19 protein-coding genes are annotated in these 26139 nt (G+C 69.1%); 15 read left to right on the top strand and 4 right to left on the bottom strand.

Annotation, left to right across the window (positions count from 1 at the left end; all coding sequences use genetic code 11):
- Positions 1 to 479 precede the first annotated feature (479 nt).
- Positions 480 to 1466 carry an acetylxylan esterase gene (locus AB0F04_RS17390; RefSeq protein WP_362042390.1) on the bottom strand — a complete coding sequence of 329 codons (987 nt, stop codon included), beginning with the start codon at positions 1464 to 1466 and terminating at the stop codon, positions 480 to 482.
- A 231-nt stretch (positions 1467 to 1697) separates the two neighbouring features.
- On the opposite strand from AB0F04_RS17390, the gene AB0F04_RS17385 reads away from it, so the two are divergent.
- Genes AB0F04_RS17385 through AB0F04_RS17365 form a run of 5 tightly spaced genes read left to right on the top strand, consistent with a single transcriptional unit; the run spans position 1698 to position 6054 of the window.
- The gene (locus tag AB0F04_RS17385) at positions 1698 to 2690 is read left to right on the top strand and encodes an ABC transporter permease subunit (RefSeq protein ID WP_362042389.1); all 993 of its coding nucleotides are present in this window, start codon (positions 1698 to 1700) and stop codon (positions 2688 to 2690) included.
- Positions 2684 to 3556, top strand: coding sequence for a carbohydrate ABC transporter permease (locus AB0F04_RS17380; RefSeq protein WP_362042388.1), 873 nt, complete (start codon positions 2684 to 2686; stop codon positions 3554 to 3556). The genes AB0F04_RS17385 and AB0F04_RS17380 overlap by 7 nt, the downstream gene beginning before the upstream one ends.
- Positions 3557 to 3599: 43 nt before the next feature.
- Positions 3600 to 5255: an extracellular solute-binding protein gene (locus AB0F04_RS17375; protein WP_362042386.1), complete on the top strand. Its 1656-nt coding sequence runs from the start codon at positions 3600 to 3602 to the stop codon at positions 5253 to 5255.
- Positions 5252 to 5374, top strand: a complete 123-nt coding sequence (locus AB0F04_RS17370) for a hypothetical protein (RefSeq protein ID WP_362042385.1) — start codon at positions 5252 to 5254, stop codon at positions 5372 to 5374. The genes AB0F04_RS17375 and AB0F04_RS17370 overlap by 4 nt, the downstream gene beginning before the upstream one ends.
- Positions 5371 to 6054, top strand: coding sequence for a hypothetical protein (locus tag AB0F04_RS17365; RefSeq protein ID WP_362042383.1), 684 nt, complete (start codon positions 5371 to 5373; stop codon positions 6052 to 6054). Before AB0F04_RS17370 ends, AB0F04_RS17365 begins: the two co-directional genes overlap by 4 nt.
- A 22-nt stretch (positions 6055 to 6076) precedes the next feature.
- Here the strand turns inward: AB0F04_RS17365 and AB0F04_RS17360 are convergent, their stop codons facing one another.
- Positions 6077 to 8059: an alpha-glucuronidase gene (locus tag AB0F04_RS17360; protein WP_362042381.1), complete on the bottom strand. Its 1983-nt coding sequence runs from the start codon at positions 8057 to 8059 to the stop codon at positions 6077 to 6079.
- Positions 8060 to 8079: 20 nt separating this feature from the next.
- Positions 8080 to 11877: a GH92 family glycosyl hydrolase gene (locus AB0F04_RS17355; protein ID WP_362042379.1), complete on the bottom strand. Its 3798-nt coding sequence runs from the start codon at positions 11875 to 11877 to the stop codon at positions 8080 to 8082.
- 368 nt (positions 11878 to 12245) lie between these two features.
- On the opposite strand from AB0F04_RS17355, the gene ngcE reads away from it, so the two are divergent.
- The 9 genes from ngcE (at position 12246) to AB0F04_RS17310 (ending at position 24538) form a co-directional block, all read left to right on the top strand.
- Positions 12246 to 13700: an N-acetylglucosamine/diacetylchitobiose ABC transporter substrate-binding protein gene (gene ngcE / locus AB0F04_RS17350; RefSeq protein ID WP_362042378.1), complete on the top strand. Its 1455-nt coding sequence runs from the start codon at positions 12246 to 12248 to the stop codon at positions 13698 to 13700.
- Between the two features lie 44 nt (positions 13701 to 13744).
- Positions 13745 to 14671, top strand: coding sequence for a sugar ABC transporter permease (locus AB0F04_RS17345; protein ID WP_362042376.1), 927 nt, complete (start codon positions 13745 to 13747; stop codon positions 14669 to 14671).
- A gap of 3 nt (positions 14672 to 14674) precedes the next feature.
- Positions 14675 to 15598 (top strand): carbohydrate ABC transporter permease, encoded by a 924-nt coding sequence (locus AB0F04_RS17340; protein ID WP_362042374.1) that lies wholly within the window; start codon positions 14675 to 14677, stop codon positions 15596 to 15598.
- 459 nt (positions 15599 to 16057) lie between these two features.
- Positions 16058 to 17269: an ROK family transcriptional regulator gene (locus AB0F04_RS17335; protein ID WP_362042372.1), complete on the top strand. Its 1212-nt coding sequence runs from the start codon at positions 16058 to 16060 to the stop codon at positions 17267 to 17269.
- Positions 17270 to 17402: 133 nt separating this feature from the next.
- Entirely contained in the window at positions 17403 to 18503 is a 1101-nt protein-coding gene (locus tag AB0F04_RS17330; protein WP_362042813.1) for a sugar ABC transporter substrate-binding protein, read from the top strand.
- 188 nt (positions 18504 to 18691) lie between these two features.
- Entirely contained in the window at positions 18692 to 19483 is a 792-nt protein-coding gene (locus AB0F04_RS17325; protein ID WP_362042370.1) for an ATP-binding cassette domain-containing protein, read from the top strand.
- Positions 19480 to 20772: a sugar ABC transporter permease gene (locus AB0F04_RS17320; protein ID WP_362042368.1), complete on the top strand. Its 1293-nt coding sequence runs from the start codon at positions 19480 to 19482 to the stop codon at positions 20770 to 20772. Before AB0F04_RS17325 ends, AB0F04_RS17320 begins: the two co-directional genes overlap by 4 nt.
- Before the next feature lie 182 nt (positions 20773 to 20954).
- Entirely contained in the window at positions 20955 to 22877 is a 1923-nt protein-coding gene (gene dxs, locus AB0F04_RS17315; RefSeq protein ID WP_362042367.1) for a 1-deoxy-D-xylulose-5-phosphate synthase, read from the top strand.
- Positions 22878 to 23023: 146 nt separating this feature from the next.
- Positions 23024 to 24538: an amino acid permease gene (locus tag AB0F04_RS17310; protein ID WP_362042365.1), complete on the top strand. Its 1515-nt coding sequence runs from the start codon at positions 23024 to 23026 to the stop codon at positions 24536 to 24538.
- A 39-nt stretch (positions 24539 to 24577) separates the two neighbouring features.
- Here AB0F04_RS17310 and AB0F04_RS17305 read toward each other — a convergent pair whose 3' ends face one another.
- Complete coding sequence (locus tag AB0F04_RS17305; protein WP_362042363.1) at positions 24578 to 24949, bottom strand: NTP pyrophosphohydrolase; 372 nt, start codon at positions 24947 to 24949, stop codon at positions 24578 to 24580.
- Positions 24950 to 25015: 66 nt separating this feature from the next.
- Here AB0F04_RS17305 and AB0F04_RS17300 point away from each other — a divergent pair, with 66 nt between their 5' ends.
- Positions 25016 to 26035: a hypothetical protein gene (locus AB0F04_RS17300; protein ID WP_362042361.1), complete on the top strand. Its 1020-nt coding sequence runs from the start codon at positions 25016 to 25018 to the stop codon at positions 26033 to 26035.
- Positions 26036 to 26139: the final 104 nt, after the last annotated feature.

The raw sequence follows: 26139 nt of genomic DNA, 5'->3' as shown, positions 1-26139 counted from the left end.
CCTGTCAGGTCAGCACCGCGTGCAGCCAGTCCAGTTGGCGCCGCACGTGCGCCGTGTCGCAGCCCTTGCGCCGTCCCGGCCTGTCAGGTCAGCACCCCGTGCAGCCAGTCCGGTCGCCGCCGCACGTGCGCCGTGTCGCAGCCCTTGCGCCGTCCCGGCCTGTCAGGCCAGCACCCGCGCGCAGCCAGTCCGGTCGCCGCCGCACGTGCGCCGCGTCGCAGCCCTTGCGCCGTCCCGGCCTGTCAGGTCAGCACCGCGTGCAGCCAGTCCAGTTGGCGCCGCACGTGCGCCGTGTCGCAGCCCTTGCGCCGTCCCGGCCTGTCAGGTCAGCACCGCGTGCAGCCAGTCCAGTTGGCGCCGCACGTGCGCCGTGTCGCAGCCCTAGCGCCGCCCCGGCCCGTCAGGCCAGCACCCCGTGCAGCCAGTCCGGTCGCCGCCGCACCTGCGCTGCGTCGCAGCCCTTGCGCCGCCCCGGCCCGTCAGCTCAGTACCCCGTGCAGCCAGTCCAGTTGGCGCCGCACGTGCACCGCGTCGCCGCCCTCGTGCCCGTTGAACGGATAGGCGTGGATTTCCTTGCGCGGGTCCGTGCCGGTCAGTTCGGCGTAGCGGTTGAAGGCGGCGTATGCCCCGCTCGGCGGGCACACGGTGTCCCGCAGGCCCACCCCGAAGTGGGCCGGGGCCTGCGCGCGGCGGGCGAAGGAAACGCCCTCGACATAGGACAGGGTCCGGAAGGCGGCACGCTCGGCGCCCCGGTGGACGGAGAGGTAGGCGGCGATCTCGCCGTAGGGCCCGGTGTCCGTGAGGTCCAGGGCGCGCCGGATCCCGCACAGCAGCGGCGCCGTGCTCAGCAGTGCCGCCAGCCCGGGCACGAGCCCCGCGACCGCCAGGGCCAGTCCGCCCCCCTGGCTGTTGCCCGCGGCGGCGATCCGCCCCGGATCGACCCCCGGCAACTTTCGTACGGCCGCGACGGCACGCACCGCGTCCGTGATCAGACGCCGGTAGTGGTAGTCCTCGGCGGCGAGCAGCCCGCGCACCGCCGGCCCGGGCCCGCCCGGTGCGACGGCGTGCGGATCGGGTGTGCCGCCGCCGCACCCGTACTGGTCGCCCTGACCGCGGTTGTCCATGAGCAGGTGCGCGTACCCGGCGTTCACCCACGTCAGGCGCTCGTGCGGAAGGCCGCGACCGCGCCCGTAGCCGGCGAACTCGACCACGGCGGGCAGCGGTTCATCCGCCCCGGCGGGCCGGCTGAACCACGCGCGCACCGGGTCGCCCGCGAAACCCCGGAACGTCACGTCCCAGGTCTGCGTCAGCCGCAGGCCCGTCTCCACGGGCCGCACCGACACGAGTGGTTCCGCCTCCCCGGCCGTCGTCAGGGTGTCCTGCCAGAACGCGTCGAAGTCGGCCGGCTCCTCGATGTCCGGGCGATGGTGCTCCAGTTCGGTCGGTGACAGGTCGAACGCCGGCACGGCAGCACCTCGCAGGAGTCGGTGGTCATCCAGAAACTTGCGAACGGGCAAGGGTGATTGACTCCGGAGTCATACCCAGCTCCTATGGGCTTCCAACGCGCCACAGGCGTCCCTCTCGAGTGCCGCAGCACCCATTGACAGCGCTTTCTCGGCCCCATAGGTTGCCGCAAGTTACCGGCAAGAGCTCGAAAGTTTCGGTTCCGCGTCCCATGTCCACGGGAGGCCCGAGCAATGAGCACGTCCACCACTTCGGCCCCACCGGGCTCAACGGACCAGCCGCCGGCCCGGGCCGCTCCCCTGGGCGGCAAGCGGGCGCCCACCCGGAGGGCATGGCGACGGGCACTGCGCCGCGACTGGCAGTTGTACTCGCTGGCGATCCTGCCGCTGCTGTTCTTCCTGGTCTTCCGCTATCTGCCGATGATCGGCAACGTGATCGCCTTCCGGCGCTTCGAGCCCGGCGGTTCGATCTTCGGTGAGGAATGGGTGGGCCTGCGCTATGTGCGGATGTTCCTCAGCGACCCCACCTTCTGGCAGGTGTTCCGCAACACCCTGTGGCTGGGCGGGCTCACGCTCGTCTTCTGCTTCCCGATCCCGATCGTGCTCGCACTGCTGCTGAACGAGGTGCGCAGGCGCTCCCTGAAGCGGTTCGTGCAGTCGGTGTCGTACCTCCCGCACTTCCTGTCGATCGTGATCGTCGCGGGCATCACGATGCAGATGCTCGCGAGCGACGGCCCCGTCAACCACGTCCTGGGTCTGCTCGGTCACGACCCGGTGCGCTTCATCCAGGAGCCCGGGTGGTTCCGCACCGTCTACGTCGGTTCCGAGATCTGGCAGACCGCCGGCTGGGGCACGATCCTCTACCTCGCCGCGCTCACCACGATCGACGAGGACCTGTACGAGGCCGCCCGCATCGACGGCGCGGGCCGCTTGCGGCAGATCTGGCACGTCACCCTGCCCGGCATCCGCCCCACCATGATCACGCTGCTGATCCTCAACGTCGGCACGTTCATGGCGGTCGGCTTCGAGAAGGTGCTGCTGCTGTACAACCCGCTGACCTATCCCACCGCTGATGTGATCTCGACGTACGTCTACCGCTCCGGCGTGGAGTCCAACAGCTTCAGCTACGCCGCCGCCATCGGCCTGTTCGAGGCGGTCATCGGCCTGGTCCTGATCACATCCGCCAACACGCTCTCGCGCCGCACCGTGGGGACGAGCCTGTGGTGAGGCCGAGCCGCCCCCAGCGGGTCTTCCAGGGCGTCAACGGGCTGATCCTCACGCTCGTCGTGCTGGTGACCCTCTACCCGTTCGTCAACATCCTCGCGCGGTCCTTCAGCGGGGAGCGGCAGATCCGGGCCGGTGAGGTGACCCTGCTGCCCAAGGGGTTCAACCTCACCACGTACCGGATCGTCTTCCAGGACTCGATGTTCTGGCGGAACTACGGCAACACCGTGCTCTACACGGTCGTGGCGACGGCCGTCGCCATGGTCCTGACGACCTGTTACGCCTACGTCCTGTCGAAGAAGCAGCTCAAGGGCCGGGGTGTGCTCGTCGGCATCGCCGTGTTCACCATGTTCTTCACCGGCGGCCTGATCCCGAACTACCTCCTGGTCACCAGCCTCGGCCTGAAGAACAGCGTCTGGGCGATCGCCCTGCCGAACGCGATCAGTGTCTTCAACCTGCTGGTGATGAAGGCCTTCTTCGAGAACCTGCCGACGGAGCTGGAGGAGGCCGCGCAGATCGACGGCCTGAGCACCTACGGCACCCTGCTGAGGATCGTGCTGCCGCTGTCCAAGGCGGTCGTGGCGACCATGGTGCTCTTCTACTCGGTGTCCTTCTGGAACTCCTGGTTCAGCGCGTTCCTCTACATGGACCGGACCGAGCTGATGCCGGTCACGGTCTACCTGCGCAACCTCATCCAGGGCGCCACCGGCGGCGGCAACGCCGGTGCCGGAACCGAGCAGCTCAGCCAGGTCGGCGCCAACATCCAGTCGGTCACCATCGTCCTCACCGCCCTGCCGATCCTCTGTGTGTACCCGTTCGTCCAGCGCTACTTCGTCTCGGGCGTGATGCTCGGCGCGGTCAAGGGCTGACCGGTTCTGCTCCTCAACTCGACTACGGAACAAGGGGGTTCCCGTGAAGAACGAAGGACGGCTGTCGCGGCGCCAGGTACTCGCCGCGGCCGGTTTCATCGGCCTCGCCACGGTCACCGGCTGCGGCGGCGGTGACGACGGCGGGGACGGCAAGGACCTGTCGAAGAAGCAGGACGGGGCCATGAAGAACTACCGGGCCGGGCAGCAGTTCAAGGCCTCCCGGCCGCTGTCCTTCGCGGTGCTGCACAACAACAACCCGGTCTACCCCATGAAGAACGACTGGCTGTTCTGGAAGGAGCTGACCAAGCGCACCGGCGTGACCCTCAAGCCGGTCGACGTGCCGCTCGCCGACTACGAGAAGAAGCGCAGCGTGCTCATCGGCGCCGGCGACGCCCCCTTCCTGATCCCGAAGACGTACCACCCCTCCGAGGTCGCCTTCGTCTCCTCGGGCGCGATCCTCCCGGTCAGCGACTACGTGAAGCTGATGCCGAACTTCCGCGAGAAGGTGCGCAAGTGGAGGCTGGAGCCCGAGCTCGACTCGATCCGCCAGTCCGACGGCAACTACTACCTGCTGCCCGGCCTGCACGAGAAGACCAAGGCCAACTACTCGCTGTCCTTCCGCACGGACGTCCTCGACCAGCACGGCCTGAGCCTGCCCACCACCTGGGACGAGGTGTACGACGTCCTCAAGACGCTCAGGCAGGAGCGCCCGGGCACGTATCCCCTCACCGACCGCTGGAGCACCAACACCCCGTTCCCCTGCGGCGCCCTGTTCAGCTACCTCGGCCAGGCGTACGGGGTGAAGGCGGGCTGGACGTACGACAACATCAGCTTCGACCACAAGGCGCAGAAGTACGTCTTCACCGGCGCGCAGGACGCCTACCGCCAGATGGTCGAGTACCTGCGCAGACTCGTCGCCGAGAAGCTCATGGACCCCGAGAGCTTCAGCCAGACCGACGACCAGGCGCTGCAGAAGCTGCTCGCCGAGAAGTCCTACGCGATGAGCGCCAACCCCCAGGTGCTGGTGCAGGACTACCGGTACAACCTGGAGAAGCAGGTCAAGGGCGCGAGGATCGAGATGGTGCCGGTGCCGCTCGGGCCCGCCGGCCCCGTGGTGCCGGGCGGCAGCCGGCTGGAGAACGGTGTCATGATCTCCAGCAAGGCGCTGAAGAGCGACACCTTCGTCGCCATGATGCAGTTCGTGGACTGGCTCTGGTACTCCGACGAGGGCCAGCGGCTGGCCCGGTGGGGCATCGAGGGCGTCACCCACACGCGCTCGGGAGGCCGGTACCGGCCGAAGCCCGGCATCAGCCTCATGGGCTCCGACCCGGACGCCCCGAAGGACATGCAGAAGGACTTCGGTTTCTACAACGGCGTCTTCGCCTACGGTGGCAGCTGGGAGCTCGTCTCCTCGATGTTCAGCCCGGACGAGAAGAAGTTCCAGGACGCCATGGCCCAGCGCCGGCAACTGCCCGTCGACCCGGCCCACCCCCTGCAGTCCTTCGAGCAGGAGCAGGCCACCCTCTGGGAGACCCCGCTGAAGGACCACGTCATCCAGAACACCCTCCAGTTCGTCCTCGGCAAGCGCCCGCTGTCCCAGTGGAACTCCTACCTCGCCGAGCTGAAGTCGAAGAACATGCAGCAACTCGTCGACCTGCACAACAAGGCCTACGAGCGGTTCAGGAAGGAGAACGGGTGATCCGCGTCCCCGAGGCGCCGAGCGGCGGGTTCACCCACGGCACGGCGGCGCACCGGCCCCTCTCGAGGCAGGGCCACCGGCACGTGCGGCGGCTGCCCGGCCGGGAGGCCGCCGCATGAGCACCGTGCGCGCCCCCGACTTCGGCACCGGAACCCTCTCCCGGGTCTGCGCCCTGATCCACACCCTCCTGACCGTCGAGGTGCTGCTCCTCCTCACGGCCTCCCCGGGGCCGGCCGCACTGCTGCTGCTCGGTCCCGACCCCGCCAACCTCCCCCTCGCGGCCCTGTGCCTGCTGCCCCTCGGGCCGGCCCTGTCCGCCGCCCTCTACGCCCTCCACCACCGCAGCCGCGACCTCACCGAGCTGCACCCGGGCCGCGCCTGTCTGCGCGGCTGGCGGCTCAACGCCGTACCGGCACTGAAGCTGTGGGCACCCCTGCTGCTGTGGCTGACGGTCATCGTCTTCACCCTCACGCACTTCTCCGCCACCGGCCTGCCCGGCTGGTGGGCGCTGCTGCTGGCGCTGATCGGTACCGGCTCCCTGCTCTGGGGCGCACACGCCCTCGTCCTCACGTCCCTGTTCGCCTTCCGCGCCCGGGACACCGCCCGCCTCGCCGCGTACTTCCTGTTCCGCCACGGCCGCGCCACTCTCGCCGCCGCCTCCCTGCTGATCCTGACGGCCGCGTCGGCGACCGCGCTGACCGAGGCCCTTCCCGCGCTGCTGGCCGCCCCTCTGCTGCTGTCCCTGCTGCATGGCAGCCGCTCGGTGATCGCCGAGACGCGCGAGCACTTCACCGCATGACGCTCAACGGGGTGGCGGTCTTTCAGAAGATCCGCCGCCCCCGCGCGTCCGGCACCCCGGACGCGCGGAAGAAGTAGCTGTTGACCTGATCGCGCCACTCACGGGCACTGCGGAGCTGCTCCTCGTAGCGCTCCGCCACCCGGGCATGGCGCGCCGGGTCCACCAGCCCGGCCAGCGAATCCCACACCGCCCGGGCCTCCTCGACCTCCTCGACCCCCTCGAAGTGGGTGTCGTAGATGTGCTGGACCACCGTCTTCCCGCTCTTCAGCACATGCCCGTACGGCACGTGGTGGAAGAACAGCAGCAGCTCGTCCGGGCAGGTCTTCGGCGACTCGTACAGCTCGGCCCACGGTGTGCCGTACTGCCCGGCGAACCCCGTACCGCCCGTCACACCGCGGTCGACCCCGACGCCGTCCCGGTCGGCGAAGTGATAGGTCCCCCACGGGCTGTACTCGTACCCCTCCACACTCGGCCCGTAATGGTGCCCCGGCTGCACCATGAAGCCGACCCCCAGGGGAGCGGTGTACTTCTCGTACGTCCGCCACGAGCCGTCCAGCACGGCGTGCAGCCCGTCGGCCAGCCGTGCGGGGGCGTCCGGGAAGCTGAGTGCGATCCACTCGTCGAGCACCGCGCCCGGCTCGGCGTCCGGCTGCCAGGCCAGCCGCCCGAAGGTGTACAGATTGGCCTGCGCCAGCGGATGCCCCGTCCAGAACGGGTCGTCACCCGCGTTGGACACGGCGACGAGCCCGCCCCGCGCCGACTCGCCCACCGTCACGCCCGGTCGGTGCCGGAACCGCAGCACTTCGCTCCACATGGGCCCCAGCCAGCAGGTGTGCCGCTGCTGCCCGGTGTACTCCTGGGTGATCTGCAGCTCCACCGCCAGCCGGGTCCGCGGCATGGCCCCGATCAGCGGCGAGACCGGTTCGCGCACCTGGAAGTCCATCGGCCCGTGCTTCACCTGGAGCACGGCACCGGCCGCGAACTGCCCGTCCAGCGGCACGAAGTGGTCGTACGCGGCCCGGGCCCGGTCGGTCGTGCGGTCCCGCCAGTCCTGGCGGTGGTCGTAGACGAACGCCCGCCAGTGCACCGTGCCGCCGAACGGCTCCAGCGCCGCCGCGAGCAGATCGGCGCCCTCGGCGTGACTGCGGCCGTACGCGAACGGCCCCGGCTGCCCCTCCGAGTCGGCCTTCACCACGTACCCGCCGAAGTCGGGGATCGCCTCGTACACCCGGCGGGTCGCCTCGGCCCACCAGCCGCGCACCGCCTCGTCCAGCGGGTCGGCGGTGGGCAGACCGCCCAGGGTGATCGGGGACGCGAAGGAGACCGACAGATGGGTGCGGATGCCGTAGGGGCGCAACGCCCCGGCGATCTCGGCCACGTCACCGATGCGGTCGGTCAGCAGAAGCGCCTCGGCCGCGTGCACGTTGACGTTGTTCACGCTCAGCGCGTTGATCCCGCACGCCGCGAGCAGCCTGCCGTACGCCCGCACCCGCTCGAGTTCGCCCCGCGCCCTGCCCTCCCGCCAGAACAGCGAGCCGCCCGCGTACCCGCGCTCCACCTGGCCCATGACCGGGTGCACGGCCACGTTGTCCCAGTGGTCGAGCATGCGCAGCGCGAGCGCGGGGTGATGGGCCTGCGGCGCCCACTCACCCCGGAACGCCGCCTCCCCGAGGCGCACCACGTGGAACAGTCCGTACAGCAGCCCCCGGCCGCCGGAGGCGGTGACGGTCGTCGTGCCGCCCTCCCGCGCGAGGGTGAAGCCCTCGTCACCGGGTTCACCGGTACCGAGGCCGAGAACCAGGTCGTACGCGCCGTCGGCGACGGCGTCCCGTACGACCCGGCCCCCGAACCTCCGGCAGGCCTCGGCCACCTCCCCGTGCACCGTCTCCACCAGCGGATCCGACCCCCGGATCAGCGTCCGCCGTCCGCCGACCGCCCGGAACGCGGCGGGCGGTAACCAGGCCGGATCGACACCCTCGGGCAGGACGGGCACAGCAAGCGGCATCGGACCCCCAACTCGGCTGCTCAGCAGAGCAGTTCGACTTCCGCCAGGGTTGCCTCACCGTCGAGGACCAGGCGGTACCTCTCGTACGTACCCGGTGACCTCACGGAGAACGCGCGGGTCTGTCCGTTCCACGTGAAGGACTCACCGGTGCGCCGGTCCAGCGTCCGCCAAGTCGTCCCGTCGGAGGAGCCCTGGAGCCTCCAGCCGGCCGGTGCCTTCGTCCGGTCCGCCGAGGAGGTCAGCGTGTACTGGGCCGCCTCGGCGCCCTTCGGGACCGGCAGGTCCACGGAGGTCACCGTCGCGTCCGTCGCGGATGTGTCGTCGAACAGGGCGCCGTCACCCTCCAGCACGTCCGCGCGGGGCGTCGGCACCTCGTCGTCCCGGGTGATCGACACGGGCGCGGCGTGCTCGCCCGTGCCCCAGGACGACGGCCGCGCGCCCATGTCGAACTCCAGGACACCGCCCTTGGCGACCAGTGCGTGCGGCAGCGAAGTCTTCGTCCACGCACGGCCGTTGATCTTCAAGCCCTGCACGTACACGTTCCGTGCGCTGTTGCGCGGCGCCTTCACCACCAGCTCGCGCCCGTTCTCCAGATGCACGGTCGCCTCGGTGAACAGGGGCGATCCGATCGCGTACTCGCCGCTGCCCATCACCAGCGGGTAGAAGCCGAGCGCGGAGAACAGGAACCAGGCCGACTGCTCCCCGTTGTCCTCGTCACCGTGGTAGCCCTGCCCGATCTCGCTGCCCGTGTACAGCCGGGACAGCACCTCGCGGACCTTCTCCTGCGCCTTCCAGGGCTGCCCGGCCGCGTCGTACATGTAGATCGCGTGGTGGGCGACCTGGTTGGAGTGCCCGTACATGCCCATCCGGACGTCCCGCGCCTCGGTCATCTCGTGGATAACACCGCCGTAGGAGCCGACGAACTCGGGGGAGGCGGTCTCCGGGGTGGAGAAGTAGTCGTCGAGCTTGTCCGCGAGGCCCTTCCGGCCGCCGTACAGGTTGGCCAGACCCCGGCTGTCGTGCGGAGCGGTGAACGCATACCCCCAGCCGTTCGTCTCGGTGTAGTCGTGACCCCACACCCGCGGGTCGTACCGCGAGGACTCCACCCGCCAGTCGCCCTTCGCGTCACGGCCCTGGAAGAAGCCGGCCTTCGCGTCGAAGAGGTTCACGTAGTCCCGGGCGCGGTTGAGGAAGTACTCCGACTCCTCCTTGTAGCGCCGCTCGCCGGTCTCCTCGTGGAGCCGCCGGCCCATGCGCGAGATGCCGTAGTCGTTGAGGTGGCCCTCCAGCGCCCAGGACAGTCCCTCGTGGGTCTCGGTGCTCGTGTAGCCGAGGAACGGTGAGGTGGTCATGCCCTTGCGGCCGACGCCCGGGTTCGGCGGTACGACCGTGGCGTTCTTCACCGCCGCCTCGTAGGCCGCCTCCGCGTCGAAGTCGACGCCCTTGACGTACGCGTCGGCGAACGCCACGTCCGAGGACGTGCCCGTCATGAGGTCCGCGTAGCCGGGGGAGGACCAGCGGGAGGTCCAGCCGCCGTCCTTGTACTGCTGCACGAACCCGTCGACCAGCTCGCCCGCCCGGGACGGGGTCAGGAGCGAGTAGGCGGGCCAGGTCGTCCGGTAGGTGTCCCAGAAGCCGTTGTTGACGTACACCTCGCCGTCGACGATCTTCGCGCCGGTGTGCGTCGGGGAGTCCGGGTTCGGCATGGGGGAGAAGGGCGAGGCGTAACGATGCCTGCCGCCGACCTTCTCGAATCCGGAATTCGGGTACAGGTAGAGCCGGTACAGGCTGGAGTACAGGGTCGTCAGCTGGTCGGGGGTCGCGCCCTCGACCTCGACCCGGCCGAGCAGCCGGTCCCACTGCCGCTGGGCGCCCTTCCTCACCGCCTCGAAGGACCTGCCCTCCGGGATCTCCTGGCGCAGGTTGTCCTTCGCCTGGTCGAGGCTGATCAGCGAGGTGGCCAGGCGCAGGGTGACGGTCCGGTCGTCGGCCTTGAAGCGCAGATGTCCCTTGACGCCGCTGGAGTCGCCCTCCGTCACCGGCTGGTCGAACTCGCCGTGGACGAACAGTCGGGTCGCCCCCGTCGACAGCCCGGACTTCACATCCGAGTAGCCGGTGACGACCCCGTTCTCCTTGTCGAGGGACAGCCCCGCCTGATCGGTGACATTGTCGAAGAGGACGCTCGCGTCGTCGCCGGGGTAGGTGAAGCGCAGCACCGCCGCGTGGTCGGTCGGTGCCATCTCGGCCTTCAGCCCGTTCTCGAACCGCACCCCGTAGTAGTACGGCCGCGCCGTCTCGTTCTCGTGCCGGAAGGCCAGCTCCCTGGCCTCCCGCCCGTACTCCGGGGTCCCGGTGGCCACGGACGGCGTGACCTGGAAGGTCTGCCGGTCACCCATCCAAGGGCTCGGTTCGTGGCTGGCGCTGAACGCCTGGATCGTCGGCAGGTTGTCCGCGTTGTTCGCCCGCGCGTAGTCGTACAGCCAATTGAGCGAACCCGCGTTGGTCACCGGCGTCCAGAAGTTGAAGCCGTGCGGTACCGCCGTCGCCGGGAAGTTGTTGCCCCGCGAGAAGCCGCCGCTGGAGTTGGTGCCCCGGGTCGTCACCGCGTAGTCGGACAGGTGCGCCTTCGGCCGCTCGGGTGCGACGGACTCGATGCCGATGTCGTCCAGCCAGCCCCGGAACCGCGCCGGTCCCTTGGCGGAGTCGTACGCCACGAGGATCCGGTCCACGGTCTTCCCGGCCGCGACCGACCCGATCCGCGAGGCCACGTGGTTCCACTGGTTGACGTAGAGGATCTTCGCCGCGCCCTGCCCCCGCGGGGTCAGCGGGAAGCCGTGCTGGTCGGTGGCGCGCAGGTCGCTCAGGTGGGTGCCGTCGGTGAAGGCGAGGTCGACGGAGACGTTGGTGGCGTCGTAGTCGAGGTCGCCGTCCGCCATCGACGGGAAGACGCGGTAGGCCAGCCGCGTGTTCCGGCCGACGGCCACGTTCACGTCGAAGATCTTGTTGTACGAGTACGCCGGCCCGTCGGCGGTGTGCCGGCCGGCGTACCGCAGGGCCCGCTTCCCGGTGAATCCGGCGCCCGCCTTGGCGGTGGGGGAGCCACTCGGACCGCGGTCGACCAGGGAGAGCATGTCCTGCGGGACGGGCCCGTCGGTGCCGCCCGTGGACAGCTGGAGGTCGGCGAGCTGGAGGATGTCGCCCCCGTTGTTCCCAGTGACGTCCAGCCGGAAGTGCCGGTACTCACCGGGTTCGGCGAGGTCGTACGTCTGCGTCCGGAACCGCTCGGGGAAGGTCTCGCCGGAGCGGGTGTCCAGGGTCTTCCACTCCTTGCCGTCGGCGGAGCCCTTCAGGGCCCAGTCCTTCGGGTCGCGCTCGGCGTGGTCGTTGGCCGACGTCAGCGCGTAACGCGCCACTTCGGCCGGCTTGTCCAGGTCGAACTCGACCCAGCCGGAGGCCTCGAAGGTGAGCCACTTGGTGCTCGGTTCGCCGTCGACGAGGTTCTCCTTCACCTCGCCGCCGCCCGTGTTCTCGCCGCCGGCCCGGACCTCCGTGACGCGGTCGGTCACGTTGCCCGGTATGCCGCTGCTGTAGCCGCCGTCGACGCCCGCGGCCCGCTTGCCGCCGTCGGGGGCGGTGTCGACGGCGTTGAGCCAGTCCGGAACAGGGTCGTCCGGCTCGAAGGAGGAGGCGAATTCCCGATCGGGTTTCACGGGGGTCTGCGGCAGTGCGACCGCAACGCCCTGCGAACCCAGGGCCAAAGCGAAGGCGGTCGCCGACACGACCGCCGAACCCCATCCGTGCCGAGCTTTCCGCTGCATCAACGGGTACCCTCCCTGCGCAGTGGACAACGTTGTCACCTTCATCGCGCAAGGACCAGTAGTCGCCCAAGTGGCAGGGAGTGTCAAGGGTGTTGCCTGTGGCATTCGGGCGCCGTGACCGGGATATCTCCGGCGGAGCATCCACAGGCCGTCCATACTTCCGCGAGGTCTCAACTCGGATAAGACCCACGGCCAACTCTGTGTTCGATGTTGATCCACCGGCGGGAAGTGGACTATACCTGTCGCACGCTTCACCCGATCTGCACATCACCACCCGCACGTTCCTGCACGACCCAGCGTGACCCGATCGCGGTGCCGGGGAGGATCCGGTTCACCGCCTGAGTCCTGGAGAAGGCGAGGACTTGAGCATGGGATCCACTTCCGCCGAGAACCACGGCACCGAGGGTGTCGGCCGCCGTGATCTGATCAAGAGGTCCGCCGCGCTCGGGCTGATCTCCGTCCCCACTATGAGTTTGCTGTCCGCCTGCGCGAGCAGCGGCGGCGACGACAGCGGCGACAAGGCCAAGGCCGGCAAGAAGACCGCGAAGAACCCGCTCGCCGTCAACGACACGGCCGGCATGGAATTCGTCCTGTTCGACGGCGGTTTCGGCAAGGAATACGCCGAGGACGCCGTGAAGATCTACGAGAAGAACTTCCCCGAGGTCCAGGTGAAGTTCTCCGCCACCCAGAAGATCCAGTCCACCCTGCAGCCCCGCTTCAACCAGGGCACCCCGCCGGACCTCATCGACAACTCCGGCGCCGAGCAGATGGACATGGGCGTCCTGGTCGGCAAGAACCAGCTCACCGACCTCACCCCGCTGCTGGACGCGCCCTCCTACGACGACCCGGCCAAGAAGGTCCGCGACACGCTGCGTCCCGGCATCGTGGAGATGGGCCAGTTCGACGGCGAGAAGGTCTGGATCCTCTACTACGCCTACACGGTGTACGGCGTCTGGTACTCGCAGAAGGCCCTGGACTCGCTCGACGAGCAGTACCCCGAGACCTGGGACCAGATGCTCGCGGTCTGCGCGAAGGCCAAGAAGAAGGGCATGGCGGGCTGGACGTATGCGGGCAAATACCCGTACTACATCCCGTTCTCGCTCTACCCGATGATCGGGAAGGTCGGCGGCCGCGAGGTCCTCGACGCGATCGACAACCTGGAGCCGAACGCCTGGAAGCACCCGGCCGTCAAGGCGTGCTTCGAGGCGTACTACGAGCTCTACAAGAAGGGCTACGTCCTCAAGGGCACCCCCGGCCTGGACCACATCCAGTCGCAGACCGCCTGGGCCGAGGGCAAGGCGCTGTTCATCCCGAACGGCTCCTGGGTGGAGAACGAGTCGGCCAACGTCATCCCCGAGGACTTCAATCTGGCCGTCTCCGCACCCACCGGCATCGACTCCTCCGACAAGATGCCGTTCGGCACCATCTGGGCCTCCGGCGGCGAGCCCTTCATCGTCCCGGCCAAGGCGAAGAACGCCCCCGGCGGCATGGAGCAGCTGCGCATCATGCTCAGCGAGGCCTCTTCGAAGAACTTCACCGGCAAGGTGAAGTCGCTGACCGCGTACAACGGCGGCACCGACGGCATCGCCCTCACCCCCGGACTGAAATCCGGTGTCGCGGCACTGGACAAGGCCGGCGAGAACGTGGTGAATCCCCGTATGCAGGACTGGTACGTGCAGTTGCAGAAGGAGAAGATCGGCGTCTCCGGGCTGGGCGAGATGATGGCCGGCCGCCTGACCCCGGCCGAGGCCATCAAGAAGATCCAGGGCTTTGCCGACGAGGCCGCCAAGGACGACTCCATCAAGCACTACAAGCACCAGTAACGGCACCGGAAAACCCCAATTCCGCACACGGCACCGGAGTGGCGATGCAGCACGGCAAGTACCGGTTCATCGTGGGCTTCCTCGCGTTGCCCCTGGGACTGTACGCGCTCTTCGTGGTCTGGCCGTTCATCCAGTCCATCTATTACTCGTTCACGGACTGGACCGGCCTGAGTCCCGAATTCAAGATGGTCGGTTTCGACAACTACAGCCGCATGCTCGACGACGACATCTTCTGGAAGTCGTTGCAGCACAGCCTGCTGTTCGCCCTCCTGCTGCCGGTGGTGACGATCGGCCTCGCGCTGTTCTTCGCCTTCATGATCAATGTGGGTGGCAGAAAGAGGAAGAACGGCCCGGTGGTCACCGGTGTCCGGGGCTCCTCGTTCTACAAGATCGTCTACTTCTTCCCGCAGGTCCTCTCGATCGCCATCGTCGCGTTGCTGTTCGCGTTCGCGTACAACCCGGACAGCGGCGCGATCAACTCGCTCCTGCGCGGCATCGGCCTGGACGATGTCCAGCCCCTCTGGCTGGGCGACCCCGATCAGGCCCTGTGGGCGGTGATGGGGGTCCTCGTCTGGTCCACGGTCGGCTTCTTCGTGGTCCTCTTCTCCGCCGGCATGGCCTCCATCCCCTCGGACATGTACGAGGCGGCCCTGCTGGACGGCGCGAACCGCGTCACCACGTTCTTCCGGATCACCCTGCCCCTCCTCTGGGACACGGTGCAGTCCGGCTGGGTCTACATGGGCATCCTCGCCCTGGGCGCCGAGTCGTTCGCGGTCGTGCAGATCATGACGACCGGGCCGGGCGGTCCCGACTACTCGACCACCGTCATGGTCCTGTACGTGTACCAGAAGGCGTTCCGTGACGGGCAGGCCGCCTACGCCACCACCATCGGTGTCGCCCTGCTCGTCGTCACGCTGGCCTTCGCCGCCGTGGTGATGCGGCTGGGCCGTCGCGAGCGGCTGGAGTACTGACCCATGAAGACGACCGAAACCCCCGCGCCGCTCCCGGCCGAGTCCGGAGCCCCGATCACCAAGACGGTCCTCGAGCCGCCCCCTCCCGCGAAGGAGAAGAAGGAGGGCACGGTCCTCAACGTCTTCTCCCACGGCGTCCTGGTCATCTGGGCGGTCATGGTGGTCATGCCGCTGCTCTGGGCGGTCATGACGTCCTTCAAGGACGACCGTTCCATCTTCAGCTCCCCCTGGTCGCTCCCGGACGCCCTGCACTTCGACAACTGGTCGCGGGCGTGGACCCAGGCCAACATGAGCGACTACTTCCTCAACACGGTCCTCGTAGTGGGCGGTTCACTCATCGGCACGCTGGTCCTGGGCTCCATGGCGGCCTACGTCCTGGCCCGCTTCGACTTCCCGGGCAACCGCTTCATCTACTTCCTGTTCATCGGCGGCATGAGCTTCCCGATCATGCTCGCGCTGGTCCCGCTGTTCTACGTCGTGAACAACATGGGCCTACTGAACACCATCCACGGCCTGATCCTGGTCTACATCGCCTACTCGCTGCCGTTCACGGTGTTCTTCCTCACGGCGTTCTTCCGCACCCTGCCGACGTCCATCGCCGAAGCGGCCTTCGTGGACGGCGCTTCCCACAGCCGCACGTTCTTCCAGATCATGCTGCCCATGGCCAAGCCGGGCCTGATCAGCGTCGGCATCTTCAACTTCCTGGGCCAGTGGAACCAGTACATGCTCCCCACGGTCCTCAACACCGACCCCGACAAGCGGGTCCTCACCCAGGGCCTGGTCCAGCTGGCGGTCAGCCAGGGCTACAAGGGCGACTGGTCGGGCCTCTTCGCGGGCCTGGTGATGGCGATGCTGCCGGTGCTCGCCGCGTACGTCATCTTCCAGCGGCAGGTGGTGCAGGGGCTGACGGCGGGGGCGTTGAAGTAGCCCGGGGCCGGGGCGTTGAGCAGCCCGGCGCGACGAGGTACTGCTGCGCCCACCCGTGCCGCCCCCAGCGATACGCATGCCCGCAGCTGGGCCAGAGCGCTCCCGCACCCGCGTACGGCGAGAAGGGGCCGTGTCGGGGGGTGTCCGCCCGCAGCGGTTGTCGCGTCGACGAACAGTCAGTCGGCACGCAACCCCATCGCGACGTTCCGAGGACGGACACCCCCCGGCGCGGCCCCGACCCCCACCCGGCGCCACGCGAAGACGTCCACTCCACCGAACCCGCACGGGCGCCGCAGGCAGAAAGCGCGTACCCCCACATAGCGCTCCGCAACGACTCGTACACACCCCGGAATCAGTTCAACCTCTTGACGGGAGGCAACCCGAACGGCTCAGCTTAGAGTTCACTAGTTGGACATAGACGGGGCCCCATCGATGCGGCCCCGCGCGCAGGAGGTCGTCGTGGAGACTCCGGGGTCGCAGTCATCGCTGCACCGAGCCAACCTCGAGCGGGTCGTACGGGCCGTGCGCTTGGCGGGTTCCCTCACCCAGGCCGAGATCGCGCGGACGACAGGCCTGTCCGCGGCCACGGTCTCCAACATCGTCCGGGAGCTGAAGGACGGCGGCACCGTCGAGGTCACACCGACCTCCGCCGGCGGCCGCAGGGCCCGCAGCGTGTCGCTGAGCGGCGACGCCGGCATCGTCATCGGTGTCGACTTCGGCCACACCCACCTCCGCGTCGCCATCGGCAACCTCGCCCACCAGGTCCTGGCGGAGGAATCCGAGCCCCTCGACGTCGACGCCTCGTCCACGCAGGGCTTCGACCGCGCGGAGCAGCTGGTCACCCGCCTGATGGAAGCCACCGGCGTCGACCGCTCCAAGATCGCCGGCGTCGGCCTCGGCGTCCCCGGCCCCATCGACGTCGAGTCCGGCACCCTCGGCTCGACCGCCATCCTCCCCGGCTGGACCGGCACCAAGCCCGCCGAGGAACTGGGCGGCCGCCTCGGCGTCCCTGTGCACGTAGACAACGACGCCAACCTCGGCGCTCTCGGCGAGATGGTCTGGGGCAGCGGACGAGGCGTGCGCGACCTGGCCTACATCAAGGTCGCCAGCGGCGTCGGCGCAGGCCTGGTGATCAACGGCAGGATCTACCGCGGCCCCGGCGGCACCGCCGGAGAAATCGGACATATTACACTCGATGAGTCCGGCCCGGTCTGCCGTTGCGGAAACCGCGGCTGCCTGGAGACCTTCGCGGCCGCGCGCTACGTGCTCCCGCTTCTCCAGTCCAGTCACGGCACCGACCTGACCATGGAAGGCGTCGTACGGCTCGCGCGGGACGGAGATCCGGGCTGCCGTCGGGTGATCGCCGACGTCGGCCGTCACATCGGCAGTGGAGTGGCCAATCTCTGCAACCTCTTGAACCCGAGCCGGGTGGTCCTCGGCGGTGATCTCGCCGAGGCCGGTGAGCTGGTGCTCGGGCCGATCCGGGAGTCCGTCGGCCGCTACGCGATCCCCAGTGCGGCACGCCAGTTGTCCGTTCTCCCCGGCGCCCTCGGAGGCCGTGCGGAGGTGCTCGGAGCGCTCGCTCTCGCCCTCAGCGAGATGGGCGATTCGACCCTTCTGGACGGAACTGCTCCCGGCGCGCTGCGGGCAGCCACCCCTGCCTTCACTTAGAGAACGGATGGCACCGTTGCCATCTCGTTAAGGATTTACTTCTTGACGTCGCACGTGTGGCCGAGTTGACTTCCAGCCACCTCGGCCGCAATGTCGCGGCCTCGTCAGGGAGGTTTCTGAAGTGAACACGCGTATGCGTCGCGCCGCTGTTGCTGTTGCCGCCGGTGCGATGGCCGTTTCGCTTGCTGCCTGTGGCAGCGCCAAGGAGTCGGGCGACAACGCCGACTCCACCGGGTCCGCCAAGAAGGGCGACGACATCAAGGTCGGCCTGCTCCTTCCCGAGAACGCGACCGCCCGTTACGAGAAGTTCGACCGGCCGCTCATCGAGAAGAAGGTCAAGGAGCTCACCGACGACAAGGGTGAGGTCGTCTACGCCAACGCCAACCAGGACGCCGCCAAGCAGAACCAGCAGGTCGACACGATGGTGTCGAACAAGGTCGACGTGCTGATCGTGGACGCCGTGGACTCCAAGGCCATCGCCGGCTCGGTGAAGAAGGCCAAGGACGCCGGCATCCCCGTCGTGGCCTACGACCGCCTGGCCGAGGGCCCGATCTCCGCCTACACCTCGTTCGACAACGTCACCGTCGGCAAGACCCAGGGCGAGGCCCTGCTGAAGGCCCTGGGCTCCAAGGCCAAGGACGGCCAGATCGTCATGATGAACGGGTCCGCCACCGACCCGAACGCCGCCCAGTTCAAGCAGGGCGCCCACTCCGTGCTCGACGGCAAGGTGAAGGTCGGCCGCGAGTACGACACCAAGGAGTGGAAGCCGGAGAACGCCAACTCCAACATGGAGGGCGCCATCTCCGCCCTCGGCAAGGACAAGATCGTCGGCGTCTACTCCGCCAACGACGGCATGGCGGGCGGCATCATCACGGCCCTCAAGGCCGCCGGCATCGCCGACATCCCCGTCACCGGCCAGGACGCCGAACTCGCGGGTGTGCAGCGCATCGTCACCGGTGAGCAGTACATGAGCGTCTACAAGCCCTACCCGCAGGAGGCGGACGTCGCGGCCGAGATGGCCGTCGCCCTCGCCCAGGGCAAGTCGCTCGACTCGATCGCCAAGGACAAGGTCGACAGCCCGACCACCAAGGCCGTCCCCTCCGTCCTCGTCCCGGTCGTCTCGCTGACGAAGGACAACATCAACGACACCGTCATCAAGGACGGCATCTACACCGTGAACGAGATCTGCGCGGGCAAGTACAAGGCCGCCTGCGACAAGATCGGTCTGAAGTAGGCAACCGCCACGTCCCCGCGGAGCACGGGAGTCCGAGCCGGACTCCCGTGACTCCATGCGGGGACCGGTTCGCCCCCGAGTTCCTCCGGCGCCCCGCCACATCAGCCCCGCAAGCTCCGCGGGGCGCCGGACGGATCACTCCTCCCACCCTTCTGCACAACCTCCCGCCGGGTCAGGCGGCGAAGGAGATGGTTCACGTGTCCGCTACGCCCGTGCTGGCGTTGCGCGGGGTCTCCAAGCGGTTCGGTGCCGTTCAGGCGCTCACCGACGTAGAGCTTGAGGTCCACGCCGGTGAAGTGGTCGCCCTGGTGGGCGACAACGGCGCCGGAAAGTCCACGCTGGTCAAGACGATCGCCGGCGTGCACCCCATCGATGAGGGCGTCATCGAATGGGACGGCAGGTCCGTCCAGATCACCAAGCCGCACGACGCCCAGAACCTGGGCATCGCGACCGTCTACCAGGACCTCGCGCTCTGCGACAACATCGACGTCGTCGGCAACCTCTACCTGGGCCGGGAGCTGCGCAAGCGCGGCGTCCTGGACGAGGTGGAGATGGAGCGCCGCTCCCGCGAGCTGCTCGACACGCTGTCGATCCGCATCCCCAGCGTGCGCATCCCGATCGCCTCGCTCTCCGGCGGTCAGCGCCAGACCGTGGCCATCGCCCGTTCCATGCTCGGCGAGCCCAAGCTGGTCATCCTCGACGAGCCCACCGCCGCCCTCGGCGTCGAGCAGACCGCCCAGGTCCTCGACCTGGTCGAGCGGCTGCGCGAGCGCGGCCACGCCGTGATCCTCATCAGCCACAACATGGCCGACGTTAAGGCCGTCGCGGACAAGGTCGCCGTGCTGCGCCTCGGGCGCAACAACGGCATCTTCGAGGTCAAGTCGACCTCGCAGGAAGAGATCATCTCCGCCATCACCGGCGCCACCGACAACGCCGTGACCCGCCGTGCGGCGCGCACGAACGGGGAGGTTTCCAAGTGAGCATCGACAAGACCTCCACGGCTCCCGACGACCACGTCGTGGAGAACCCCGAGGCGGCCAAGGCCGCGGTCACGGTCGTCGACCCCCGGCTGCTGGTGCGCGAGCAGGGCCTCAAGGGCTACGTCACCGAGTTCAAGCGGAAGATGAAGTCCGGTGACCTGGGCTCCATCCCCGTCGTCATCGGCCTGGCGATCATCTGGCTCATCTTCACGAGCCTGAACCCCAACTTCCTCACCGCGGGCAACCTGTCCGACATGTCCGTCGCCATGGTCGGCACGGGCATGATCGCCGTCGGCATCGTGTTCGTGCTGCTGCTCGGCGAGATCGACCTGTCGGTCGGCTCGGTGTCCGGTGTCGCGGGCGCGAGTTTCGCGGTGCTGAACGTCACCAACGGCATGAACGAGTGGCTCGCCTTCGTGCTGGCCATCCTCACCGGCACCGTCGCCGGTGTGCTGCACGGCTTCTTCTTCGCCAAGATCGGCGTCCCCGCCTTCGCCGTCACGCTGGCCGGTCTGCTGTTCTGGAACGGCCTCATGCTCCAGATCCTGGGCGAGAACGGCACGATCAACCTCGACCCGGACGGGGTCGTGGCCCAGCTGACCAGCTATTACTTCTCCGACGTGGCCGCCGCGTACGGTCTGGCCGCGGTGGTGACCGCGGGGTTCTTCCTCAGCTCCTTCCTCGGCAACCGGCGCCGCGAGGCCGCGGGCGTGCCGTCGCGGCCGCTGAGCGAGACCATCGTGCGGACCGTGCTGCTGGCCGTCGTCGCCTTCACCGTCGCGATCGTCTTCAACCAGTACAAGGGCCTGCCGCTGGCCGTGGTGATCTTCATCGTGGTCCTGCTGGTCACGGACTTCGTGCTGCGGCGCACGGCGTACGGCCGCAAGGTGTTCGCGCTCGGCGGCAGCGTCGAGGCGTCCCGCCGTGCCGGTATCAACGTGGAGATGGTCCGGATCTCGGTGTTCGCGATCTCCGGCACCTTCGCCGCGGTCGGCGGCCTGTTCATCGCCTCCAAGATCGCCGCGGCCAACCAGGGCGCCGGCGGCGGTGACCTGCTGATGAACGCGATCGCCGCGGCGGTCATCGGCGGCACCTCGCTGTTCGGCGGCCGCGGCCGCACCTGGAACGCGCTGCTCGGTGTCCTGGTGATCGTGTCCATCCAGTACGGCCTCGCCCTGGAGGGCATCGCCTCCCCGGTGCAGTACATGATCACCGGTGGTGTGCTGCTGGCCACGGTCGTCATCGACGCCGTGACCCGCAAGACGCAGAAGACCGCCGGGCGCGCGTAGCACCCGCGGAACCCGTCCGTGCCCGGCACCTTCCAGGTGCCGGGCACAGGTGTGTCGTAGGCGTGGCGCACCATGGGTAGAGCCGAACGCGTGACGTACGACGCACAGCCACGGCGCCGCCCGCAGAGGCGGAACATTAGACTCGACAAGCCCGGCAACAGCTCTACTGCAAGGAGGCACGGGTGCCGCTGCTGACCCGAATCAGGGGACCGCGCGATCTGGACCGGCTCAACCTGGAGGAGCTGAACCAGCTGGCGGAGGAGATCCGGAGCTTCCTCGTCGAAGCGGTCTCCAAGACCGGCGGTCACCTCGGCCCCAACCTCGGCGTGGTGGAGCTCACCATCGCCCTGCACCGGGTCTTCGACTCGCCCAAGGACAAGGTGCTCTGGGACACCGGCCACCAGTCCTACGTCCACAAGCTGCTCACCGGCCGTCAGGACTTCTCGAAGCTGAAGATGAAGGGCGGCCTGTCCGGCTACCCCTCGCAGGCCGAGTCCGAGCACGACGTCATCGAGAACTCGCACGCCTCGACGGTCCTCGGCTGGGCCGACGGCATCGCCAAGGCCAACCAGATCATGGAGCGCGACGACCACGTCGTGGCCGTGATCGGTGACGGCGCCCTGACCGGCGGCATGGCCTGGGAGGCGCTGAACAACATCGCCGACGCCAAGGACCGCCCGCTCGTCATCGTCGTCAACGACAACGAGCGCTCCTACGCGCCGACCATCGGCGGTCTCGCCAACCACCTGGCGACCCTGCGCACCACCGACGGCTACGAGCGCTTCCTCGCCCGCACCAAGGAGGTCCTGGAGCGCACGCCCGTCGTCGGACGGCCGCTCTACGACACCCTGCACGGCGCCAAGAAGGGGCTGAAGGACTTCATCGCCCCGCAGGGCATGTTCGAGGACCTCGGCCTGAAGTACGTCGGTCCGATCGACGGGCACGACCTGGAGGCCCTGGAGTCCGCGCTCGCCAAGGCCAAGCGGTTCGGCGGTCCGGTCATCGTGCACTGCCTCACCGAGAAGGGCCGCGGCTACCAGCCCGCCCTCCAGGACGAGGCGGACCGTTTCCACGCCGTCGGCAAGATCCACCCCGACACGGGCCTGCCGATCGCCAGCTCCGGCGCCGACTGGACCTCCGTCTTCGGCGAGGAGATGGTCAAGCTCGGCGAGGAGCGCGAGGACATCGTCGCCATCACGGCCGCGATGCTCCAGCCGGTCGGCCTGGACAGGTTCGCCAAGCGCTTCCCCAAGCGCGTCTACGACGTCGGCATCGCCGAGCAGCACGGCGCCGTCTCCGCGGCCGGCCTGGCCACCGGCGGCGTGCACCCGGTGTTCGCCGTGTACGCCACGTTCCTCAACCGCGCCTTCGACCAGGTCCTGATGGATGTGGCGCTGCACAAGTGCGGCGTCACCTTCGTGCTCGACCGTGCCGGGGTCACCGGTACCGACGGTGCCTCCCACAACGGCATGTGGGACATGTCGATCCTCCAGGTCGTGCCCGGCCTGCGGCTGGCCGCCCCGCGCGACGCCGACCAGGTGCGCGCCCAGCTGCGCGAGGCCGTCGCCGTCGACGACGCGCCGACCGTGGTCCGCTTCTCCAAGGGGGCCGTCGGCCCCGCCGTGCCCGCCGTGCGGCGCGTCGGCGGCATGGACATCCTGCGCGAGCCCGGCACCGACCGGCCGGACGTGCTGCTGGTCTCCGTCGGCGCCCTCGCGCCGATGTGCCTGGAGATCGCCGCCCTGCTCGACAAGCAGGGCATCTCCACGACCGTCGTCGACCCGCGCTGGGTCAAGCCCGTCGACGAGGCCATGGCCCCGCTCGCCGAGCAGCACCGCGTGGTCGTCACCGTCGAGGACAACAGCCGGGTCGGCGGGGTCGGCTCGGCGATCGCGCAGGCGCTGCGTGACGCGGGTGTGGATGTCCCGCTGCGCGACTTCGGCATCCCGCCGCGGTTCCTCGACCACGCCTCGCGTGCGGAGGTCCTGGCCGAGATCGGTCTGACCGCGCCGGACATCGCCCGGCAGGTGACCGGGCTGGTCGCCAAGCTGGACGGGCGCTTCGAGCGCAGTGCGGCGGATGCCGTGGACGCCGCGCGCGACTGACGCGGCCGAACGGGTTCGGGATGGGCCGGTCTCCCCACCATGAGGGTGGTGGAACCGGCCCATTGGCGTGAATTGGCCCGTGCCGGGGCATACGGATGGTGCCACCTCTCGATCATGTCGAGGACGACAAGCGTGGGAGGTACCCCGTGAGCAGTACCCTCTTCCGGACGAAGAAGGTCGAGCAGTCCATCCTCGACACCGAAGAGCCAGAACACGCGCTCAAGAAGTCCTTGTCCGCGCTGGATCTGACCGTCTTCGGCGTCGGTGTGATCATCGGTACCGGCATCTTCGTTCTCACCGGCACAGTCGCCAAGGACAACGCGGGGCCCGCGACGGCTCTGGCGTTCGTGGCGGCCGGCGTCGCCTGCGCCCTGGCCGCGCTCTGTTACGCCGAATTCGCCTCCACGGTCCCGGTCGCCGGGTCCGCCTACACGTTCTCGTACGCCTCCCTGGGGGAACTGCCCGCCTGGATCATCGGCTGGGACCTGGTTCTGGAGTTCGCACTCGGTACGGCGGTGGTGGCCGTCGGCTGGTCCGGTTACATCCAGTCGCTCATGGACAACGCGGGCTGGACGATGCCCGCGGGTCTGGGCAGCAGGGAGGGCGCCGACGCCTTCGGCTTCGACATCCTCGCCGCCGTGCTCGTCCTCGTCCTGACCGGCATCCTCGTGCTCGGCATGAAACTGTCGGCACGGATCACGTCGCTGGTCGTCGCCATCAAGGTGACGGTCGTCCTCGTCGTGATCATCGCGGGCGCGTTCCTCGTGAAGGCCGACAACTACGACCCGTTCATCCCGAAGGAGAAGCCCGTCGAGGCCGGGTCCAGTCTCGACTCGCCACTGATCCAGCTCATGTTCGGCTGGGCGCCGTCCAACTTCGGCGTCATGGGGATCTTCACCGCCGCGTCGGTCGTGTTCTTCGCCTTCATCGGCTTCGACGTCGTCGCCACGGCCGCCGAGGAGACCAAGAACCCGCAGCGCGACATGCCGCGCGGCATCCTCGGCTCCCTCGCGATCTGCACCACGCTGTACGTCCTCGTCTCGATCGTCGTCACCGGCATGCAGCACTACAGCGAGCTGTCCGTCGACGCCCCGCTCGCCGACGCGTTCAAGGCGACCGGGCATCCGTGGTTCGCGGGCTTCATCAGTTTCGGCGCCGCGGTCGGCCTGACGACGGTCTGCATGATCCTGCTGCTCGGGCAAACCCGGGTGTTCTTCGCGATGAGCCGGGACGGGCTGCTGCCGCGGTTCTTCTCGCACGTGCACCCTCGGTTCAAGACGCCGCACCGGCCGACCATCCTGCTCGGTGTGATCATCGCGATCCTCGCCGGATTCACGCCGCTGACCGAACTCGCCGCGCTGGTGAACATCGGCACGCTGTTCGCCTTCGTGGTCGTCGCGATCGGTGTGATCATCCTGCGCAGGAGCCGACCCGACCTGCCCCGGGCGTTCCGCACCCCGTGGGTGCCGGTCATCCCGATCCTGTCGGTGTGCGCGTCGCTGTGGCTGATGATCAACCTGCCGGCCGAGACGTGGGTCCGCTTCGCCATCTGGATGGCCGCGGGCTTCCTCGTCTACTTCCTGTACGGCCGTACCCACAGCCGTCTCGCCCGCGGTGAGGCGGGGGAGGAGCAGCCGAGCGTGGGGGGTGGCACGCCGTAGCCTTCGTCCGGCCGCCGGGTGGTGGTTCGGGGCCGTGTCCTACGGGCGGACCGACCGAGGCCCCGCCACCTCCGCCCCCAGCTCCCCGACCCTCCGCCGCAGCTCCCGGTCCGCCGTGACGACCAGGACGGGACGGTCGCCGGCCGACGCGACCACCTCGACGATGTGATCGTCCCCGCTGCCCGGCGCCGACGACACCCGCACCCCGGGCACGGACTCCACGCCCCGCGCGGCCCCCTCCACCACCAGGACGATCTCCACCGGGCCGGACACGGCAGGAACTTCCTCCGCGGCCAACCGGTCCCGCAGCCGTTCCGCCGCACCCCGGCGGTCGCGCCACCAGCCGTCCGGTACCGACCCGACGACATTCGCGGCGTCGACCACGACGAGGAGAGGCGAAGGCTCGTTCATGCGGCCAGGGTCGCACGGTGGGGGTGGGCCGCGCGCCGAGCCGTGGGGCCCGCATAAAGTGAACTGGTGAACGGCGACTGGCTCATCCGCGGCCGCGACGGCCGCCTCACCGTGTATCTGCCCTCCGGCGACGCCGTCTTGTGCCGGGCCGAGCGCGGCCCCGGCGGCCCCTGGGAGGACGACCCGCGCACCGTCGGCGGTGCCCAGAAGCTGCACCCGGAGGCGGCGGCCGGGCAAGGCGCCGACGGTTACGCCCACCTAGCGGCCTGGCGGCCCACCGCCCCGGGCGAGTCAGGGCTCGTGCACACCACGCACTTCCGCCCCCACCTCGCGCCCCTGGACTGGACTCCCATCGGTCACCCGGACAAGCAGGGCGACCGAACGGGGCCGCCCGCCGTGACCGTGGACGGGGCGGGGCGCGGTTATGTCTTCGTCCGCAATGGAAAGGGCGGCGTCAGCCTGCGCAACCAGAAGGTGAAGGGCGGCTGGGGAGGCTGGCTGGACCTCGAAGGGCACGACGTCGAGGGCGAGTTGGCCGCGGTCACCGGCGAGTCGGGGCTGGTCGAGCTGTACGCCGCCGTACCCGGCGGGATCCTGCGCTGGCGGCAGGAGTCGGACGGCAAGAAGCCGGTGCGGGCCGAGGGCATCGACACTCCCGTACGTCCGGGCACGCTGCGCGCGCTCGCCACGTCCGCCGAGCACACCACCCTCTTCTTCACCGACGGCTCCGGCGACCTGTGCGCCTGGCGTCCCGGTGAGAAGCCGGTGACCCTGCTGCCCTCCGCCGGCCCGGGGCCCGTCTCCGCCGTGCGGTGCGTCATCGAGGGGTACGACTGCACCGTGCTCGCCCAGCGGTCGGCGAGCGGCCGGGTCGCCTTCGCCGCGTATCCGACCGAGCAGGAGTCGGCCGGTGCCTGGTGGACCGAGTCCGGCCCCCGGCTGCCTGCCGACGCCGTCGTGTCGGTGGCCCTCGACGAGCACGAGGAGGTCGTCGCGGCCTCCCTGTCGCCGTCGACGGGGACCGTGCTGCTCACCCGCCGCAAGGACGAGCCGGGGCTGGCACTGGAGGCCTGGCGGGAGATCTGACCGCTTGCTCCACGGTGGCTCTTGTCGCCGAAGACGGACTTGTCGTTCGCCTCCGCTATCCGTGGAGGGATGCAGAAAGGGGGGCGGGTGCACGGATCGTCACC

This window comes from Streptomyces sp. NPDC029041 (genome assembly GCF_040637515.1).
Taxonomy (GTDB): domain Bacteria; phylum Actinomycetota; class Actinomycetes; order Streptomycetales; family Streptomycetaceae; genus Streptomyces.
The sequence above is the reverse complement of the archived record's forward strand: the minus strand, read 5'-3'. Positions and strand labels throughout refer to the sequence as shown.

What these genes read in the sequence shown, in the direction of transcription:
- AB0F04_RS17355 (WP_362042379.1), bottom strand. Translation starts at nt 11,877, where the DNA reads ATGCAGCGGAAAGCTCGGCACGGATGGGGTTCGGCGGTCGTGTCGGCG.
- ngcE (WP_362042378.1), top strand. Translation starts at nt 12,246, where the DNA reads ATGGGATCCACTTCCGCCGAGAACCACGGCACCGAGGGTGTCGGCCGC.
- AB0F04_RS17365 (WP_362042383.1), top strand. Translation starts at nt 5,371, where the DNA reads ATGAGCACCGTGCGCGCCCCCGACTTCGGCACCGGAACCCTCTCCCGG.
- AB0F04_RS17330 (WP_362042813.1), top strand. Translation starts at nt 17,403, where the DNA reads ATGCGTCGCGCCGCTGTTGCTGTTGCCGCCGGTGCGATGGCCGTTTCG.
- AB0F04_RS17385 (WP_362042389.1), top strand. Translation starts at nt 1,698, where the DNA reads ATGAGCACGTCCACCACTTCGGCCCCACCGGGCTCAACGGACCAGCCG.
- AB0F04_RS17325 (WP_362042370.1), top strand. Translation starts at nt 18,692, where the DNA reads ATGGTTCACGTGTCCGCTACGCCCGTGCTGGCGTTGCGCGGGGTCTCC.
- AB0F04_RS17345 (WP_362042376.1), top strand. Translation starts at nt 13,745, where the DNA reads ATGCAGCACGGCAAGTACCGGTTCATCGTGGGCTTCCTCGCGTTGCCC.
- AB0F04_RS17305 (WP_362042363.1), bottom strand. Translation starts at nt 24,949, where the DNA reads ATGAACGAGCCTTCGCCTCTCCTCGTCGTGGTCGACGCCGCGAATGTC.
- AB0F04_RS17340 (WP_362042374.1), top strand. Translation starts at nt 14,675, where the DNA reads ATGAAGACGACCGAAACCCCCGCGCCGCTCCCGGCCGAGTCCGGAGCC.
- AB0F04_RS17360 (WP_362042381.1), bottom strand. Translation starts at nt 8,059, where the DNA reads ATGCCGCTTGCTGTGCCCGTCCTGCCCGAGGGTGTCGATCCGGCCTGG.